Source organism: uncultured Croceicoccus sp. (genome assembly GCF_947496385.1).
In the GTDB taxonomy this organism is placed as follows: domain Bacteria; phylum Pseudomonadota; class Alphaproteobacteria; order Sphingomonadales; family Sphingomonadaceae; genus Croceicoccus.
Map to the genome: position 1 here is coordinate 447,470 of NZ_CANMCP010000001.1, position 17,587 is coordinate 465,056.

Below are 17,587 nucleotides of genomic sequence, written 5' to 3' on the forward strand. Positions count from 1 at the left end.
ATCAGCCCTTCATCGCCGAGGCGAGGGTATTCAAACGGGTGCGGATCGAACCGTCGATCTGGCGGCTGCCGATCTTCACGATCAGCCCGCCGAGAATGTCGGGATCGACCTCGGTGCGGATTTTCACATCGCGGCCTTCGCGCGCGGTCAGTTTCTGCGTGAGCGTCGCGAGCTGCCCCTGATCCAGCGGGTGGGCGCTCGTCACCTCGGCGGTGACCTCGCCGCGCTGCGCCGACGCGATAGCATGAAATGCGCGGATCATCGCGGGCAATTCGCGCAGGCGCCGGTTCTGCGCCAGCACGCCGAGGAAATTGCGCGTCAGCGGCGCCAGTTCGAGATGGCGGCCGATGCCGTCCATCGCGGCGCCGGCCTGCGTGCGCGAAATCTCCGGATTGCGAATCAGCGAACGCATGTCGTCCGACGCCGCGAGAGCCTGCCGCAGCGAATCCAGGTCGTTCTCGACCGCAGTCACCTGGTTGTGCTCGACCGCGAGGTCGAACAGGGCCGAGGCGTATCGCCCTGCTAGACTGGCCTTGATGCCGCCCGAAATATCCACGCGCGTAATGCCCCTTGTTCAATAGCGTAAAAGATTATGTCCGTTCAAAGACGGTTTCCAAACCCGTGCACCGCGAAACGGGGCGCGGTTGCGTCCTTCACGCTGGCGCGCCTAGCAATACGCTTCGCAAATGACAACCGCTTCGCATCGCTTCTTCGCGGCGCATGGCGCAGATGCCCGCTTTCGGCACGATCTGCGGCGTGGGCCGCTCAATCCGTTATATCGTCGCCCTCGCCAAGAACCGCGTCCGCCGACGGTTCGCAGATATAGGTCAGCCGCTCGTTGGGCATGTCCGGCAGCATCGCGCGAATCGCGTCCTGATTCTCGCCAAGTTCGCGGGCCGCGTCCTCTCCACCGCCGCATGCGGGCGCCTGATACTGCCCGCGCGCCTCGCGTGCCGCGTTCATCACGGACAGGTCGACGAGGAAGCGATCGGTCGTGAAGATCCGCTTTTCCGGGTCGTAGCGATTGACCGACACGGTCTGCTCCGAATTGGGGACGAGCACGCGCGACCATTCGCCGTTCGACAGGCCGTATTGCGTCCGTCCGTTCACGCAGCCCTCCGCGTCCCAGCCGAGCGCGATATCGCTGGCATCCGACACGGTCACGCGGCTGCGTTCGGGCACGAGCCGGCAGGTAAAGCGGCCCGTCTGCATGTCGGGCGAGACGAGCGCGCGGTCCGTCGGTTGTTCGAGCGCGGCCTGCTGCGCCGCTTCGCCGCGCCGTTCGATCTCGGCAATGCCGGGACGCGAAAACCACGCGACGAGCGCACCCAAAAGCGCGACGCCCGCAAACACGCCACAGGCGAGCGCCGCCTCGCGCCGGTCGCGATCATACAGAACCACGGTGCCGATCACGGCCAGCACCATCACGGCCAGCAACGCCCCCGCGAGTGCCATCATCGTCTCGCGCTGGTCCAGCGCCTCGAGCTCGGCGCGGCGACCGGCGCGTTCGGCCTCGTCGCGCAGGCGGGCGGCGGCCGCGGCCTGCCGGGCCTGCATCGCGCTGGCCTCGCGCATGGCGCGGGCGTCCTGCTGCGCGTCATATTCGCCCATCGACCGGCAGGGCTGCGCGTTGAAGCGTGCATTCACCCCGGCCTCGCGCAGGAAGGGGGCGATTTCGCGCATGGATACGGCAAAGTAGAACTCGGAATCGCTGCCGTTGTCGCTGATCGTGCCAAAGCTGTTGACGCCGACGACGCGGCCACACGGGTCGAGCAGCGGCCCGCCCGAATTGCCGACCCCGATGGGCGCGGTATGCAGGATCGTGTCGTACTGGCTCGCCGTGCGTCCGCCCGAAACCTGCCCGCGCGATTTTACCGGAGCCTGCGGCGAGGTCAGCGCACCGAGGCCGAGCCCGATCGCCTGGTCCACATTCGCCGGATAGCCGACCGCGAACACGTCCGAACCATCCCCGACCGCCCCGGAATACAGCGTCGCCACCGGCAGCGTCGCATCCTCGGTCAGTTCGATAAGCGCAAGGTCCACATCGGACGCAACCCGTACGATCCGCGCGAAATAGCCGCTCTTCCCCTGCGCCGGCACCACGCCGAGCTGTAACCGTTCATCCTCCAGCAGCGGGGCCAGCACGTGTGCATTGGTCACGATGAGCTTCGGCGTGACGGCAAAGCCGGTGCCATGCCCGATCACGTCATAGCCGGCCGAATCGCGCTGCACGATGACGACGCGGACCACGCTGCGCGCCGCCGCGTTGATGTCGGCGGTATCGGCGCGAGCGGTCGCGGGCACGCAGATCGCGATGCACGCCGCCAGAAGGGCAACGAATCCCATGATGGCAAGCCACCCCCTCCGCACGAGAGGCGCCCCCATGGAAGGCATCGTCATGTCATGTCCTGTCGGCGCGGTGTGTCGCATGGGCAGCGCCTTTAACGCGGTTTCGCGCCCTTGGGCAGGGGGCAATCGCCCGCGCGGCGCTTTCGCCTTTTACCCGCGCACCGGTTGCGGGTAGGATCGCCGCCATCGGGCAAGGAGCGAAACGATGACTCAATCGGCATGGACGGATGGCGGCGCGGGCGTGACGATCCGCTGGGGCAGGGCGCCGACCGCGGTGGGCGACGTTCTGGTCGCGGCGAGCGATGCGGGCGTTTGCCGTGTGGCGTTCGGCAAGGGGCGCGAGGATCTCGCAACGCTTTTTCCCCGGGCCGATCTCGTCGAAGGGGGGGAGGATTTCGCCCCGCTTCTCGCGCGCGTGGTGGCGGCGGTCGAATCGCCGGGCGGCGTGGCGGATATTCCGCTCGATACCGGCGGGACGGTCTTTCAAAAGCGCGTGTGGCAGGCGCTTCGCGATATTCCGGCGGGCGAGACGCGGTCCTATGGTGCGCTTGCCGCCGGGCTGGGGCAGGCGGGGGCATCGCGCGCGGTCGGCCGGGCCAATGGCGCCAACCGGGTGGCGGTGCTGATCCCGTGCCACCGGGTCGTGCGGGCGGACGGGGCGCTGGGCGGTTACGAGTATGGTCCGGCGATCAAGCGGGAACTGCTGCGGCGTGAGGGGCTGACCTTCTAATCCCGCGCCCATCCCGCGCGCGCGGGTGCGAGGGTTTCCAGAAACGCGTCGGCGCTGGCCATGTATTCGTCCCGCCGTTCCTCCTTCATCCGGTCCCATGTCGAATAGACGCGGGCGACGCGGTTGTTGCGCTCCAGCAATCGCCGGTTGCGCACCATGAAATGCCAGTAAAGCGCGTTGAACGGACAGGCGCCTTCGCCCGTTTTCTTCGACACCGAATAATGGCAATCGCGGCAATAGTCCGACATCTTGTTGATGTAATTGCCCCCCGCGGCATAGGGTTTCGATGCGAGCCGCCCCTTGTCCGCCCAGAGCGCCATCGCGGCCACGTTCGGCAATTCCACCCATTCATACGCATCGGCATAGACGACGAGGAACCAGTCCTCGACATCCTGCGGCACGATCCCGGCGATGAGTGCGAAATTGCCGAGGATCATCAGCCGCTGAATATGATGGGCATGGGCATTGTCCCGGGTCGAGCGCACGCAATCGTCGATGCATCGCATGTCCGTCTCGCCGGTCCAGTAGAATTCGGGCAGCGGCCGGTCCGCGTCCAATGCGTTCGCCTCGGCCAGCTCCGGCATTTCGAGCCAGTACATGCCGCGGATATATTCGCGCCAGCCGATGATCTGCCGGATGAACCCCTCCACCGCGTTCAGGGGCGCGTCGCCCGCGTCATACGCCGCCTCCGCCCGGCGGCACACCGCCACGGGGTCGAGCAGGCTGAGATTGATCGAGGTTGAGAGCAGCGAGTGGAACAGATCGTCCTCGCCATGCACCATCGCGTCCTGATACTTCCCGAAAAGGGGCAGGCGGTCGGCGATGAATGCATCCACGGCCTTCTCCGCCTCGTCCGCGGTGACGGGCCAAGCGAAGCCGTCGGTGGTGCCGAAATGGTCGGGAAACTCCCGCTCCACCATGGCGATCACCGCGCGCGTGGTCGCGTCGGGCGCAAATTTTGGGGCCGGGGGTGGTTCCATCGAATCGTCGGGACCGGCCCGATTCTCGTGGTCGTAGTTCCATTTGCCGCCCGCCGGTTCGGGCGCGGCATCGCCGTCCGCTTCTTCCATGAGCAGGCCGGTGTTGCGCCGCATCTCGCGATAGAAATATTCCATGCGCAATTCGCCGCGCCCCTGTGCCCAGCCGATGAATTCGGGGATGGAACACAGATAGCGGTCGTCGGGCACGATCTCCATCTCGCAGGGGAGCGGGCCCATCAATCCCTTGAACGCCTTGTCGAGCCGCCATTCCCCCGGCTCCACCACCCGCACCAGATCGGCATCGTGCCTCTCTGCCGCACGCATGATTTCGCCGGTCAGGCTTCCCGTATTGTCGGGGTCGCACAGTTCGACGTAATCGACGGTCCAGCCATCGCTGCGCAAGCTTTCCGCAAAATGGCGCATCGCGGACAGGATCAGCGCGATCTTCTGCTTGTGATGCTTCACATAGGTGCACTCCTCGCGCACCTCCATCAACAGGACCACGGTGTCGCCCTTGTCGCAATCGCGCAGGGAGGCGAGGCCGGGCGAAAGCTGATCGCCCAGTACGGGGACGAGAACGGGCACCCGCGGATCAGTCCAGCATGGGGCGAAAACCCGGCTCCGCCTTGGCCATGGCGGCGCGATAGGCGGGGCGTTCCCCGATCCGGCGCAGATAGGCACGGGCATTGGGGCATGTGTCGAGGTCGAAATTGATGAACATGCGCCCCGTGGTCATGACGAAAACGATCATGATGTCGGCCAGCGTCAGCCGCTCGCCTGCGAAAAACGGCGCCTCGCCCAGCCGCTTTTCCAGCATGGACCAGGACCGGCGTTTCCGGTCGACGAAGAAGAAGGGCGGCTCCTCCAGATCGGCCATGACGACCACCGCCTCCATGTACATGTTCGGCATCAGCGTGCCGTTGGCGAAATGAAACCAGTAAAGGAAATCGACGTAATCGGGATCGTCCGGTTGCGGCGTCAGCGCGCCATCGTTGTAACGCGCGTCGATATACTGGCAGATTGCCGCGCTTTCGCCGAGGATCCGGCCGTCATCCTCGATCACGGGGGCGAGGCCCATGGGATGGATGGTCTTGAGCGCTTCGGGGGCGAGCTTGTTATCCTCCCGCCGTTCGTGTCGCACCATCCGGTACGGAAGCCCGATTTCCTCGCATAGCCAGATGACCCGCTCGGACTGGGACACGCCGAGATGATGGACAGTGAGCAATGTACGCCTTTCGCAGTTCAGACAAAACTATACGGGTCGATGTCGATGCCGACCCGAACGCCCGATGGAAATGCAAGCGAGCCGAGCCAGTTCCGGAGCGTATCCTGCAATGCCGCGCTCCGCCTCGCGTAGATCAATAGGCGATAACGGTAACGATTGCGTAAAAGCGACAGCGGCGCGGGCGCGGGGCCATACACGGCGAGATCGTCCATGCGCGGCGCGGCGCCGCCGATGGCGCGGGCCGCATCGCGGGCTTCGGCCTCGTCCTCGCTCGACACGATGATCGCGGCCCACCGGCCAAAGGGCGGGGCGCCCGCATGGCGGCGTGCCTCCGTCTCCGCGGCATAGAACGCATCGCGGTCGCCGGCTGCAAGCGCGGCAATGACGGGGGCTTCGGGGTGGCGGGTCTGGATCATCACCTCGCCCGCTTTTTTCGCGCGGCCAGCCCGGCCCGCGACCTGCGCGATCTGTTGATACGAGCGTTCGGCGGCGCGCAGGTCGCCCCCTTCGAGGCCGAGATCCGCGTCGATCACCCCGACGAGCGTGAGTTCGGGAAAATGATAGCCCTTGGTGACGAGCTGCGTGCCGACGATCACGTCGATCGCCCCGGCATGCGCGGCATCGACGAAGGCGCCGATCTTTTCCGGATTCGACAGCGTGTCGGAGGTGACGACGGCGGTGCGCGCCTCGGGGAAAATCTGCGAGACCTCGTCGGCGATACGCTCCACGCCGGGGCCGCAGGCGGTGAGGCAATCGCGCTCCCCGCATTCGGGGCAGGCTTCGGGGCTGGGCACTTCGTGGCCGCAATGATGACAGGCGAGCCGCGCCGACAGCCGGTGTTCGACCAGCCACGCCGAACAGTTCGGGCATTGAAAGCGATACCCGCAATTGCGGCACAGCGTCAGCGGCGCATAACCCCGCCGATTGAGGAAGAGCAGCGCCTGCTCCCCCCGGTCCAGCCGTTCGCGCATCGCCTCCACCAGCGGCGGCGCGATCCAGCGGCCGCGCGGCGGGACCTGTTCGCGCAGGTCGACGATGGCGATGTCGGGCAGGTTCGCGCCGCCGAACCGCGCCGGCAGGTCGAGCTTTTCATACACGCCCGCCTCCGCCATCTGCAGGCTTTCGAGCGCGGGCGTCGCGCTGGCGAGGATGACGGGCGCACCTTCGAACCGGGCGCGCATCACGGCGACGTCGCGCGCATTGTAACGCACGCCGTCGTCCTGCTTGAAGCTGATCTCGTGCGCTTCGTCGACGACGATCAGGCCAAGCCGCGCAAATGGCAGGAACAACGCCGAACGCGCACCCACCACCACTTGTGCGCTGCCGCTCGCCACCTGCCGCCAGGCGCGGCGCCGTTCGGACGATTTCTGGTTCGAGTGCCACACCACCGGGGCCACGCCAAAGCGCGCCTCGAACCGCTTGAGGAAATTCTCGGTCAGCGCGATTTCGGGGAGCAGGACCAGCACTTGCCGATCGCTGCGGATCGCCTCGGCCACCGCTTCGAAATAGACCTCGGTCTTGCCCGAGCCCGTCACCCCGTCGAGGAGGAAGGGCGCGAACCGCCGCTCTGCCACCGCGGCGACGAAGCGGTCGGCGACCGCCTGCTGCCCATCGTTGAGCGCGGGCGGCGCATGGGCCGGATCGGCGGCGGGGTAGGGGCGGTCGATGTCCACCTGTACCGGTTCCAGCGCGCCCGCATTCACCAGCCCGCGCAGGACGGCCTCCGACACCTCGGACAGGGCGGACAGTTCGCGAATGGTGCCCTGTTCGCCCTGAAGCGCGTCCAGCGCACGTTCGCGCTGCGGCGTCATGCGGCCCGGATCCTCGCCCGTGAGCCGGTATTCGGTGATGCTGCCCCCGCCGCGCAGCGCCGCGCCGGAGGACAGCGCCATGCGCGCGACGCTGCTCATCGAGGCACAATAATAATCGGCGGTCCATTCGATCAACCGGCGCAGCGGCGCCGACAGCGGCGGCACCGGCATCACGTCGAGGATCGGGCGCAGCTTCGCAAACGGAACCGGCGCGCCGGGAAGGCGTTCCGTCTCCCACACGATCCCCGTGACCTGCCGGGGGCCGAGCGGTGCGATGACCACGCTCCCCGGCTCCACGTCAAGCGATGGGGGCACGGTATAGTCGAGCGGCCCCAGCGCCGCGTTCATGACGAGCAGGCGGACACGCGCGCGCCCCGCGGGCGGCGTTTCGGAGGGGGAGGTTTCGGTCTGGTTCATGGGCCGCGCCCCATATGGGACGCCGAAACGCACAACACAACGCGGCAGCATCGCCGCATGGCCCGGCGACCAAGCGGGCCGACTGGTGAAGGAAAGACCGACGATGGAAATGACGACCACCCCCGCGAGCCGCCGCCGTTTCATCGGCCTTTCCATGATGGGCGCCGCGGCGATGACGCTGCCGGGCTGCGCCAGCTATGGCGGGTTCAGCCTCGACGAGGCGATCCGCCGGCTTCTCACCATATCGAGCGTGAATGCGTTCGACCGGATGCTGGCGCCCGGCGGATTCTACGATACGCAGATCGCCTCGCTCGACCTCGGCACGATGCTTGGCGGGGTGCGCGGCGGGGCGGTGGAACGCATTCTCGGTTCCTCGCTGGTGCGGGACCGGATGGCACGCGCGCTCTATGACGTGGCGGCCGACGGGGCCGCGGCCGCCGCGCCCGCCGTCGCCGATGCGATCCGCGTCGTGGGCATTCGCAATGCCATCGACCTTATCCGCGGCGGCGATACCGCGGCGACCGGCTTTCTGCGCGCGAGCATGGGCCGCCGGCTCATCGACGTGATGCTGCCGGAGGTGCGCGATGCGATGCGGATCATCGACGACCCGCTGCTCGGTCCGGCGCTGTCCGACCTTGCCGGTGTGGATATTCAACGGGTTACGGGGCGTTTCACAGACGAGGTCGAGAATACGATCTGGACCCAGATCGGCCGGGAAGAGGCGTATATCCGCGAAAACCCGGACAGCACGAACGATCCGCTCATCCGCCGGGTCTTCGGACTGAACGACCTGGGCGATGCGGTGCTGTGATCATGGCGGGGTGGCGTCGGCGGCGGGGGATGCATATAGGCGGGGTCAGATTCGTATTTGACGCATGACCGCATTTTTCGCGAAGGGCACTACCCATGAAATTCTTTGCCGACACCGCCGACACCGCCGAAATTCGCGAGCTGGCCGAAACCGGACTGCTCGACGGGGTGACGACCAACCCGTCGCTGATCGCGAAATCGGGCCGTGATTTCAAGGAAGTGACGAAGGAAATCTGCGGCCTGACCGATGGCCCGGTGTCGGCCGAGGTCGTCGCGCTCGACCATGAAACGATGATGCGCGAGGCCGAGGTTCTGCGCAAGATCGCGGACAATGTGTGTATCAAGGTGCCGCTGACGATCGACGGGCTGAAGACCTGTAGCAAGCTCACCGACGATGGCACGATGGTCAACGTCACCCTGTGCTTTTCCGCCAATCAGGCGCTGCTGGCCGCGAAAGCGGGCGCGACCTTCGTGTCCCCCTTCATCGGGCGGCACGACGACAATGGCATCGACGGCATGCATCTGATCGAGGACATGCGCCTTATCTACGACAATTACGGGTTCGAGACGCAGATTCTCGCCGCGTCGATCCGCCATGCGACCCATGTGCTGCAGGCGGCGAAGATCGGCGCCGATGTCGCAACCATGCCGCCCAAGGTGATCAAGGCGCTGGCCGATCACGTGCTGACGCAAAAGGGGCTTGAGGGGTTCACCGCCGACTGGGCGAAGACCGGCCAGAGCATACTTTAAGAGAACCTCGGCTTGGCAGACGAATCCCCTCTCGACCGGTTCCGCGCCGCGCTGACCGCCACGACCCGTGCCGTCGCGCGCGAGCCCGAACTCGACGTCAGCTGGACCAGCGACGCGCCTGCGCAGCTCGGCAACACCGTGCGCGTGCCGATGCCGGGCCGCAAGCTGGAGGCCGGGCCGGTCGCCAGCGCGCGGGGCGTCGCCGACAGCTACGCGCTGAAACGCCGTTACCACGATGCGCAGCGGCACCTGCGCGCCCGCCCGGCGGAGCCGATGGCGCGTGCCGCTTTCGATGCGATCGAACAGGTCCGGTGGGAGGCGCTGGGCGCCAATGCCATGGGCGGGATGCGCGACAATCTCGCCGCCGCGCTGGACAAGCGGCTGGCCACCGACCCGATCAGCCGCGCCGACCGGGTCGAGGATGCGCCGATTTCGACCGCGCTGGCGCTGATGCTGCGCGAACATCTGACGGGGGAGGCGGTGCCGCAGGCCGCGCGGGCCGGCGTCGACCTGCGCCGCGAACAGATCGAGAGCGCCATCGGCGGCGATTTCGACGATCTGCTCGCCGCGATGGATGACCAGTCCGAGTTTCAGAAGAAGGCGATCGGCCTGCTCGAACATCTCGAACTGATCGCGACCGAACCCGAATCCGATGAAGCCGGCGAGGAGGGCGACGAGCCGGAAGGCGAGGAAACCCAGGACGAAGAGGACGACCTGTCCGATTCGAGCCAGGAGGACATGCGCGTCGATCAACAGCCCGGCGACGCCGATCCCGAGGCCGAAGGCGACGGCGAGGAGGAGGGCGAGGCCGAGAGCGAGGGCGACCCAGACCCCGCCGACGGTGCCGAGGACGGCATGATGCCGGTGCGCCCCAACCGGCCATGGACCGAGCTTCCCGACGATTTCGATTATAAGGCATTCTCCAACGATTTCGATGAGATCGTCGCCGCACATGATCTGTGTGATGAAGAGGAGCTGGCCCGGCTGCGCACCTATCTCGACGCGCAGCTCAAGGGGTTACAGGGTATCGTGACCCGGCTCGCCAATCGGTTGCAACGCCGTTTGATGGCGCAGCAGAACCGGAGCTGGGACTTCGATCAGGAGGAAGGCCTGCTCGACGCAGCGCGGCTGGCGCGGGTTGTGACGATGCCGGGACAGGCCTTGTCCTACAAGGTGGAGCGCGACCAGGAGTTCAAGGACACGGTCGTCACGCTGCTGATCGACAATTCCGGCTCGATGCGGGGGCGCCCGATTTCCATCGCGGCGATCAGCGCCGACGTGCTCGCCCGCACGCTGGAACGCTGCGGGGTGAAGACGGAGATCCTCGGCTTTACCACCCGCGCGTGGAAGGGCGGGCAGGCACGCGAACAATGGCTGGCCAAGGGGAAGCCGGAAAATCCCGGTCGTCTCAATGATTTGCGGCACATCGTTTACAAGCAGGCTGATGAGCCCTGGCGCCGGGCGCGCCGCAATCTCGGCCTGATGATGCGCGAGGGATTGCTGAAGGAAAACATCGATGGCGAGGCCTTGCTGTGGGCGCATTCCCGCCTGCTCGCCCGGCCGGAAGACCGCCGCATCATGATGGTCATTTCCGACGGCGCGCCGGTCGACGATTCCACGTTGAGCGTGAACAGCGCCGGCTATCTCGAAATGCACCTGCGCAAGGTGATCGAGTGGATCGAGAAGAAATCGCCGGTGCAGCTCGTCGCGATCGGGATCGGGCACGACGTCACGCGATATTATCGCCGCGCCGTCACGATCATGGATGCAGAGCAACTGGGCGGCACGATGATCGAACAGCTGGCTGGATTGTTCGAAGAAGATTGACGTGTCCGCTTTCGTGATCCGTTCCGCCTCGGGCGCCGAAGATCGCGAATTCATCCGGACGCTCGACGATCGCCTGATCGATGTCATCGTCGCACCTGCCCATTCGCGTGCCGAGGTTGCCGCGTTTCAGGCGCGTTTCACCGCGACCGCATTTGACGAAAGCGAGGACGCCGGCGCGACATTCGTGGCCTGCGATGCCGATGGGCGGCGGCTGGGCTATGTCAATGTGCGGCCCGGCATGGACGATATCCCAGACGAACCGTGCGCCTATATCGCCCTGCTCGCCGTCGTGGAGGAGCAGGAGCGGACCGGCGTGGCGCGCGCGCTGGTCGAACATGCGGAAAGCTGGGCCGCGCAAAAGGGTTATGAGCGGATCGCTCTCGACGTTTTTGCAAGCAACGCGGGTGCGCGCGCGTTTTACGAGTCTGCGGGATATGGTGCCGAAACGCTGCGCATGGTTCGGCAGATCTGACTGCGCGGGGCGGGCCTTGCGAAAAAATGCGATGCTTGCCGCCTGCGGGTGCAGCGCCTAGACGTTCGGACATGGCAGGTGAAATTCTCGACAACCGGGGGCGTGGCGAGGCCGGGTGGGCCTTGCCCCCCGTGCATCCCGAAGGCCGCAAGTTTGCATTGATCGCGGCGGGTATCGCGCTTTTGTTCTTCGTCATCGGGTGGAGTTTCCTCGCCTGGACGACGGTGGCCGCGTCGGGCGGCGTGCTGGCATTCTTCCGCGATCCCGCCCGCGTCGTGCCCCAGGACGACGACGTGATCGTCGCGCCGGCAGACGGGCTGGTCACCCTCATCGCGCGCGTTCCCCCGCCACCCGAATTGCAGGTCGACGACGGGTCGGGCCACGGCGGCATGGCGGGCGATCCCGTCACCCGCATCTCGATTTTCATGAGCATGTTCGACGTGCATATCAACCGCAGCCCGATCGCCGGCACGGTCCGCCGGGTCGCGTATATTCCGGGCAAGTTCGTCAATGCCGACCTCGACAAGGCGAGCGAAGACAACGAGCGTCAACATTTCCTCGTCGCGCGCGCGGACGGCGTGCAGGTCGGCTTCACGCAGATCGCCGGTCTGATCGCGCGCCGGATCGTCCCGTTCGTAAAACCGGGCGACATGGTCGCGGCGGGGCAACGTATCGGCCTGATCCGGTTCGGCAGCCGCGTCGATGTCTATCTTCCCGCCGGCACCGAACCGCGGGTCGTCATGGGGCAAAGCACCATCGCCGGGGAAACCGTCCTCGCCATGATCGGCCATGCCCCACTTCTCGAAGGAGTTTCGCTTTGAACCACGACGATGACCGCCATGCCGAACCCGGCGATGTCGGGCCGCGCATCTCGCATGGCGAGCGTGCCGTGCCCTCGCGGCGGAGCCGTGGGCTTTCGGTGCGGGCGGTGGCGCCCAATGCCATTACCGCCGCGGCCCTGTGCTTTGGCCTGACGGGCATCCGTTTCGCGACCGATGGTTTGTGGGGTATGGCGGTTCTCGCCGTGATCGTCGCCGGGCTGCTCGACGGGATCGACGGGCGGATCGCCCGCTTGCTGAAGGCGCAATCGCGCTTCGGGGCCGAGCTCGACAGCCTTGCCGATTCGCTGTCCTTTGGCGTGGCGCCCGCGCTTATCATCTTCATGTGGTCGCTTCAGGAATTGCCGCGGCTGGGCTGGTTCGCGGCGCTGGCGCTGGCGCTGTGCTGCATGTTGCGCCTCGCCCGGTTCAATGCGCAGATCGACGAGGATGAACAGCCGCACAAATCCGCCGGCTTCCTGACCGGAGTGCCCGCGCCGGTCGGGGCGGGGCTGGCGTTTCTGCCGCTGTACCTGTGGATGGCGTCGGGAGAGGAGATCTTCCGCAATCCGGTGCTCGTCGCGATCTGGATCGTGTTGATGGCGTTCCTGATGATTTCCAATCTCGCGACGCTGAGCTGGACCTCGATCAAGCCGGATCGGTCGATTCGGATCGAGCTGATCGCCTTGCTGGGTATTCTGGGTGTTGCGCTGATGCTGGAGCCCTGGCTTTCGCTCGTCGGGCTTTGCGTGGTGTATCTCGCGCTCTTGCCGCTGGGCTGGTGGCGCTACCGCAAGGTCAGGCGAGCGCGGGCCGGGGCATGACGGCAGGGCCGCCGCGCCGCGCCGTGCTGCGCGGTGCGGGCCGGGGACGCGCCTTTGGTTGCGATGCACGGGCCTTCGACACGGAAGGCTCCCCATGCCGCAACAACGGCGCCAGATCCTTCAACCATTTGCAGCTCATGACGAAACCCGCGACGCCGCAAAGGGCGAAGAACAGGAGAGGCAGGACTGTCGTCGCGAAATGTGTCATGGACTGATCCTTCGTTCGATCGCGGCAGGGATGTGTTTACAAACCTTGTCACAAACCTGTCGAAATCCTGTGGATAACGGGATATTCGGTAAGCCGTTCCGTTCTTTCCCTTAATGTTCCTCTTTTGTTCGCGTTGGTCAAGCGGAATTTGCGGCGGGGCGAATTGCGCATCCGACAAAGCGAATGGGCCGACCGGCCTGTTTGTCCTTTGCAAAGCGGGCGCATTGGGCTAAGGGCGCGTCGTTCGCGTCTCTTGCCGACGGGCAGGGGGCGCGGACATCTTAACTCCACATGGTCGGCACACATACCGGTGCCGCGGGCGTATCGCCCCGGTTCCCGCTGGCCAGAGGCTCAACCGGAAAGGAATTCCCTATGGCGTCCACTGGCGTCACCATGCAGCAATTGATCGAGGCCGGCGCGCATTTCGGCCACCAGACCCACCGCTGGAACCCGCGGATGAAGCCGTATATCTTCGGCGCCCGCAACGGTGTTCACATCATCGACCTGTCGCAGACCGTTCCGCTGTTTCAGCGCGCGCTGGATTTCGTATCCTCGACCGTGCAGGCCGGCGGCAAGGTGCTCTTTGTCGGCACCAAGCGCCAGGCGCAGGACCCGATTCGCGAAGCGGCGCTGGCGAGCGGCCAGTATTTCGTCAACCACCGCTGGCTGGGCGGGATGCTCACCAACTGGCAGACGATTTCGAAGTCGATCAAGAAGCTGAAGACCATCGAGGAGCAGCTTTCGGGCGACACGTCCGGGCTGACCAAGAAGGAAATCCTCGACATGACGCGCAAGCGCGACAAGCTTGAAATGTCGCTCGGCGGCATTCGCGACATGGGCGGCATTCCCGACGTGATGTTCGTGATCGACGCCAATGTCGAGGAACTCGCCATCAAGGAAGCCAACGTGCTCGGCATTCCGGTGGTCGCCGTGCTCGACACCAATGTCGATCCCTCGGGCATCGCGTTCCCGATCCCGGCGAACGATGACGCCAGCCGCGCCGTGCGCCTGTATTGCGACGCGATTGCAGAGGCCGCCACGAAAGGCAATGCCAAGGGTATCGCCGATTCGGGTGCCGACATCGGCGCGATGGATGAGCCGGTCGCCGAAGACGCGACCGCCTGATTTTACAATGACGTCGGGGCGGTCATCGCCCTGACGCATTCATGTTTCAGCCCGCCGGGGACCGTCGTCAGGCGCCCCGGCGGCGCATCATTTTATTAAGAGGGTAAACGCCATGGCTGCTTATACCGCTGCTGATGTGAAGAACCTGCGCGAAAAGACCGGCGCGGGCATGATGGATTGCAAGAAGGCTCTGGAAGAGACCGGCGGCGATATCGAAGGCGCCGTCGACTTCCTGCGCGCGAAGGGTCTTGCCGCCGCGCAGAAGAAGTCCAGCCGTACCGCGGCCGAGGGCCTCGTCGGTGTCGCGGTCGAAGGCACGCGCGGCGTCGCCGTCGAAGTGAACTCCGAAACCGATTTCGTCGCCAAGAACGACCAGTTCCAGGATTTCGTGCGCAAGGTTACCGAGCTCGGCCTGAAGACCGACGGCGACGATGTCGAGACGCTGAAATCCGCCGCGTATCCCGATGGCGGTTCGGTGCAGGACAAGCTCACCAACAATATCGCCACCATCGGCGAGAACCAGTCGATCCGCCGCATGAAGACGGTGCAGGTGTCGAACGGCGTCGTCGTGCCCTACATGCACAATGCGGTGGCCGACGGCCTCGGCAAGATCGGCGTGCTGGTCGCGCTCGAAAGCGATGCGGGTGCCGACGTTCTCGAACCGCTGGGCAAGCAGCTGGCCATGCACATCGCCGCCGCGTTTCCGCAGGCGCTCACCGCCGACGACCTCGACGCCGAGGTGATCGAGCGTGAACGTGCCATCGCGCGCGAGAAGGCTGCCGAGAGCGGCAAGCCCGAAAACGTGCAGGAAAAGATGGTCGAGGGTGCCGTCGCCAAGTTCGCCAAGGAAAACGCGCTGCTCAGCCAGGTTTTCGTGATGGACAACAAGACGCCCGTCGCACAGGTCGTCGAGAAGGCCGGCAAGGATGCGGGCACGAAGATCGTGCTCAAGGATTTCGTCCGCTTCCAGCTCGGCGAAGGCATCGAGAAGGAAGAGAGCGACTTCGCCGCCGAGGTGGCTGCCGCCGCCGGCGTCTGATCGCCGCTTTTGTCCGAACGCAAGAGGGCTGGGGCATTGCGCTCCCGGCCCTTTTTCGTGCCCGCGCCGATTGCGGCCCGGCTTTCCCTTTGCGCGAAGGCGGCGGTGGGGTTAAGGACCGGCTTCACCCCAGAATCGAGCGGAACCCGTCCTTCCCATGGCCCTACCCCAATATAAGCGCATCCTTCTCAAGCTTTCGGGCGAGGTATTGATGGGCAATCAGCAATTCGGCATCGACACCGAATATGTCGATCGCCTCGCCGAAGAGGTGGTCGCGGCCAAGAATACGGGGCTCGAAATCTGTCTCGTCATCGGCGGGGGCAATATCTTTCGCGGGATGGCGGGCGCGGCCAAGGGGATGGACCGCGCGCAGGCCGATTACATGGGCATGCTCGCGACAGTGATGAATGCGCTCGCGATGCAGAGCAGCCTCGAAAAGCTGGGCGTATCGACCCGCGTGCAATCCGCGATTCAAATGGACGCCGTGTGCGAGCCGGTCATTCGCCGCCGCGCCGAACGCCATCTTGAAAAGGGGCGCGTGGTCATTTTCGCCGCCGGTGTCGGCAGCCCGTATTTCACCACCGATTCCGGTGCGGCCCTGCGCGCGGCCGAGATGAACTGTCACGCCTTGTTCAAGGGCACCAGCGTGGACGGCGTGTACGACGCCGACCCGAAGAAGGACGCGAACGCCACCCGTTACGACCAGGTCGGCTACGACCGCGTTCTGGCCGACAATCTGAAGGTGATGGACGCGTCCGCGGTCGCACTGTGCCGCGACAACCAGATCCCCATCATCGTGTTCTCCATCCGCGAGCGCGGCAATCTTGCCCGCGTGCTCGCCGGCGAAGGCACGCAGACCATCGTGGGCGAGGCGGCCTAAGGCCCGCACCCCCGCCGAGAATCCAAGAGAGGAATCAAGACGATGCCCAAATATGACAAGGCCGACCTGGAACGCCGGATGAACGGCGCCGTGGATTCGCTGAAGAGCGATCTTGCCGGCCTGCGCACGGGCCGTGCGAATACGACGCTGCTCGATCCCGTCGTGGTCGAGGTGTATGGCGCGAACATGCCATTGAACCAGGTGGCCACCGTTTCGGCGCCCGATCCCCGCATGTTGAGCGTGCAGGTCTGGGACAAATCGAACATGACGCCCGTTGAAAAGGCGATCCGTTCGGCGGGCCTCGGTCTCAACCCGATGGTCGACGGGCAGAACATCCGCCTGCCGATCCCCGACCTGACCGAGGAGCGCCGCAAGGAGCTGGCGAAGCTCGCCGGCAAATATGCAGAAGGCGCGAAGATCGCGATCCGCAACGTGCGCCGCGACGGCATGGAAGCGCTCAAGACCGACGAGAAGAAGAAGGAAATCTCCGAGGACGACCGCAAGCGGCTCGAGGATGAGGTCCAGAAGATGACCGATACCCACATCGCCGAAGTCGACAGGGCGTCCGAGGCGAAGGAAAAGGAAATCATGAGCCAGTGAGCGCCAGCGCGCCACGATCCCAGCCGGTCGCGCACGCGGCGGGCGGTCCGGACGGCCCGCGCCATGTCGCCATCATCATGGATGGCAACGGGCGCTGGGCCAGGAAACGCCATTTGCCGCGCGCCATGGGGCACAAGCGCGGGGTGGAGGCGGTCCGCAACCTGCTGCGCGGGGTGCGGGACATGGGGATCGAGGCGCTCACGCTTTATGCGTTCAGTTCGGAGAACTGGCGGCGTCCGGCGGAGGAGATCGACGATCTCACCCGGTTGATGAAGCATTTCATCCGCTCCGACCTCGACGAGATCGCCGCGAATGGCGTCCGGTTGAAGATCATCGGCGACCATTCCGCATTCGACGAGGAAGCGGTCGCATTGATCGACGGGGCGTTGACGCGCACGGCGGGCAACACCGGCACGACGCTCGCCATCGCGCTCAATTACGGGGGGCAGCAGGAAATCGTGCGCGCCGCCCGCGCTGCCGCCGCGCAGGGCGAGATTACCGAGCATACGCTCGCCGCCCATCTCGACACGGCGGACATGCCGCCGCTCGACCTGCTCATCCGCACGTCGGGGGAAATCCGGCTGTCCAATTTCCTGTTGTGGCAATCGGCCTATGCCGAATTGTGCTTTACCGACGTGTTGTGGCCCGATTTCACCGTCGATCATTTGCGGCAGGCGGTCGCGCAATTTGCCGGGCGGGAGCGTCGTTTTGGCGGACGGTGA

Annotated in this window: 17 protein-coding genes and 1 pseudogene; 12 read left to right on the forward strand and 6 right to left on the reverse strand. The window is 65.6% G+C overall.

Translation table 11 applies throughout. From position 1 onward, the window contains the following. Position 1: 1 nt before the first annotated feature. Positions 2-556 carry a F0F1 ATP synthase subunit delta gene (locus tag Q0897_RS02160; RefSeq protein ID WP_299307264.1) on the reverse strand — a complete coding sequence of 185 codons (555 nt, stop codon included), beginning with the start codon at positions 554-556 and terminating at the stop codon, positions 2-4. A gap of 209 nt (positions 557-765) precedes the next feature. Continuing rightward, the gene (locus Q0897_RS02165; RefSeq protein WP_299307265.1) at positions 766-2,346 is read right to left on the reverse strand and encodes a serine protease; all 1,581 of its coding nucleotides are present in this window, start codon (positions 2,344-2,346) and stop codon (positions 766-768) included. Positions 2,347-2,554: 208 nt separating this feature from the next. On the opposite strand from Q0897_RS02165, the pseudogene Q0897_RS02170 reads away from it, so the two are divergent. Continuing rightward, a pseudogene (locus Q0897_RS02170) lies at positions 2,555-3,079 on the forward strand (methylated-DNA--[protein]-cysteine S-methyltransferase); the annotation flags it as partial. Here Q0897_RS02170 and Q0897_RS02175 read toward each other — a convergent pair. From Q0897_RS02175 to Q0897_RS02185, 3 genes are read right to left on the reverse strand one after another with little or no spacing between them, the layout of a single operon-like run. Beyond that, complete coding sequence (locus tag Q0897_RS02175) at positions 3,076-4,644, reverse strand: cryptochrome/photolyase family protein (RefSeq protein ID WP_299307266.1); 1,569 nt, start codon at positions 4,642-4,644, stop codon at positions 3,076-3,078. The pseudogene Q0897_RS02170 and the gene Q0897_RS02175 sit on opposite strands and share 4 nt — an antisense overlap. Before the next feature lie 7 nt (positions 4,645-4,651). Then, entirely contained in the window at positions 4,652-5,284 is a 633-nt protein-coding gene (locus Q0897_RS02180) for a glutathione S-transferase family protein (protein ID WP_299307267.1), read from the reverse strand. Positions 5,285-5,301: 17 nt separating this feature from the next. Continuing rightward, positions 5,302-7,512, reverse strand: coding sequence for a primosomal protein N' (locus Q0897_RS02185; RefSeq protein ID WP_299307268.1), 2,211 nt, complete (start codon positions 7,510-7,512; stop codon positions 5,302-5,304). Positions 7,513-7,615: 103 nt separating this feature from the next. On the opposite strand from Q0897_RS02185, the gene Q0897_RS02190 reads away from it, so the two are divergent. The 6 genes from Q0897_RS02190 (at position 7,616) to Q0897_RS02215 (ending at position 13,013) form a co-directional block, all read left to right on the forward strand. Next, positions 7,616-8,323 carry a DUF4197 family protein gene (locus tag Q0897_RS02190; protein ID WP_299307269.1) on the forward strand — a complete coding sequence of 236 codons (708 nt, stop codon included), beginning with the start codon at positions 7,616-7,618 and terminating at the stop codon, positions 8,321-8,323. Between the two features lie 95 nt (positions 8,324-8,418). Further along, complete coding sequence (gene fsa / locus Q0897_RS02195; RefSeq protein ID WP_299307270.1) at positions 8,419-9,072, forward strand: fructose-6-phosphate aldolase; 654 nt, start codon at positions 8,419-8,421, stop codon at positions 9,070-9,072. Positions 9,073-9,084: 12 nt separating this feature from the next. Continuing rightward, positions 9,085-10,899 carry a cobaltochelatase subunit CobT gene (gene cobT / locus Q0897_RS02200; protein ID WP_299307271.1) on the forward strand — a complete coding sequence of 605 codons (1,815 nt, stop codon included), beginning with the start codon at positions 9,085-9,087 and terminating at the stop codon, positions 10,897-10,899. Positions 10,900-10,912: 13 nt separating this feature from the next. Further along, a complete protein-coding gene (locus Q0897_RS02205) occupies positions 10,913-11,371 on the forward strand; it encodes a GNAT family N-acetyltransferase (protein WP_299307272.1) in 459 nt (152 codons plus the stop codon). A gap of 71 nt (positions 11,372-11,442) precedes the next feature. Continuing rightward, positions 11,443-12,192, forward strand: a complete 750-nt coding sequence (locus tag Q0897_RS02210) for a phosphatidylserine decarboxylase (RefSeq protein WP_299307273.1) — start codon at positions 11,443-11,445, stop codon at positions 12,190-12,192. A gap of 47 nt (positions 12,193-12,239) precedes the next feature. Beyond that, the gene (locus tag Q0897_RS02215) at positions 12,240-13,013 is read left to right on the forward strand and encodes a phosphatidylcholine/phosphatidylserine synthase (RefSeq protein ID WP_299307574.1); all 774 of its coding nucleotides are present in this window, start codon (positions 12,240-12,242) and stop codon (positions 13,011-13,013) included. Here Q0897_RS02215 and Q0897_RS02220 read toward each other — a convergent pair. Continuing rightward, positions 12,988-13,221 (reverse strand): hypothetical protein, encoded by a 234-nt coding sequence (locus Q0897_RS02220; protein WP_299307274.1) that lies wholly within the window; start codon positions 13,219-13,221, stop codon positions 12,988-12,990. The genes Q0897_RS02215 and Q0897_RS02220 overlap by 26 nt on opposite strands. 372 nt (positions 13,222-13,593) lie before the next feature. On the opposite strand from Q0897_RS02220, the gene rpsB reads away from it, so the two are divergent. The 5 genes from rpsB to uppS all read left to right on the forward strand — a co-directional run bounded on the left by rpsB (position 13,594) and on the right by uppS (position 17,587). Continuing rightward, positions 13,594-14,346, forward strand: a complete 753-nt coding sequence (rpsB, locus tag Q0897_RS02225; protein WP_299307275.1) for a 30S ribosomal protein S2 — start codon at positions 13,594-13,596, stop codon at positions 14,344-14,346. A gap of 112 nt (positions 14,347-14,458) precedes the next feature. Then, the gene (gene tsf, locus Q0897_RS02230; RefSeq protein WP_299307276.1) at positions 14,459-15,385 is read left to right on the forward strand and encodes a translation elongation factor Ts; all 927 of its coding nucleotides are present in this window, start codon (positions 14,459-14,461) and stop codon (positions 15,383-15,385) included. A 157-nt stretch (positions 15,386-15,542) separates the two neighbouring features. Continuing rightward, on the forward strand, positions 15,543-16,265 hold the full coding sequence (pyrH, locus tag Q0897_RS02235) for a UMP kinase (protein WP_202083995.1): 723 nt from the start codon (positions 15,543-15,545) through the stop codon (positions 16,263-16,265). Positions 16,266-16,307: 42 nt separating this feature from the next. Beyond that, the gene (gene frr, locus Q0897_RS02240; RefSeq protein ID WP_299307277.1) at positions 16,308-16,865 is read left to right on the forward strand and encodes a ribosome recycling factor; all 558 of its coding nucleotides are present in this window, start codon (positions 16,308-16,310) and stop codon (positions 16,863-16,865) included. Beyond that, entirely contained in the window at positions 16,862-17,587 is a 726-nt protein-coding gene (gene uppS / locus Q0897_RS02245; protein ID WP_299307278.1) for a polyprenyl diphosphate synthase, read from the forward strand. The genes frr and uppS overlap by 4 nt, the downstream gene beginning before the upstream one ends.

Bases quoted from the DNA above. Each gene is read 5' to 3' on its own strand.
- Q0897_RS02190 (WP_299307269.1), top strand. From the start codon at position 7,616: ATGGAAATGACGACCACCCCCGCGAGCCGCCGCCGTTTCATCGGCCTT.
- tsf (WP_299307276.1), top strand. From the start codon at position 14,459: ATGGCTGCTTATACCGCTGCTGATGTGAAGAACCTGCGCGAAAAGACC.
- Q0897_RS02210 (WP_299307273.1), top strand. From the start codon at position 11,443: ATGGCAGGTGAAATTCTCGACAACCGGGGGCGTGGCGAGGCCGGGTGG.
- rpsB (WP_299307275.1), top strand. From the start codon at position 13,594: ATGGCGTCCACTGGCGTCACCATGCAGCAATTGATCGAGGCCGGCGCG.
- pyrH (WP_202083995.1), top strand. From the start codon at position 15,543: ATGGCCCTACCCCAATATAAGCGCATCCTTCTCAAGCTTTCGGGCGAG.
- Q0897_RS02185 (WP_299307268.1), bottom strand. From the start codon at position 7,512: ATGAACCAGACCGAAACCTCCCCCTCCGAAACGCCGCCCGCGGGGCGC.
- Q0897_RS02220 (WP_299307274.1), bottom strand. From the start codon at position 13,221: ATGACACATTTCGCGACGACAGTCCTGCCTCTCCTGTTCTTCGCCCTT.
- Q0897_RS02165 (WP_299307265.1), bottom strand. From the start codon at position 2,346: ATGGGATTCGTTGCCCTTCTGGCGGCGTGCATCGCGATCTGCGTGCCC.
- frr (WP_299307277.1), top strand. From the start codon at position 16,308: ATGCCCAAATATGACAAGGCCGACCTGGAACGCCGGATGAACGGCGCC.
- fsa (WP_299307270.1), top strand. From the start codon at position 8,419: ATGAAATTCTTTGCCGACACCGCCGACACCGCCGAAATTCGCGAGCTG.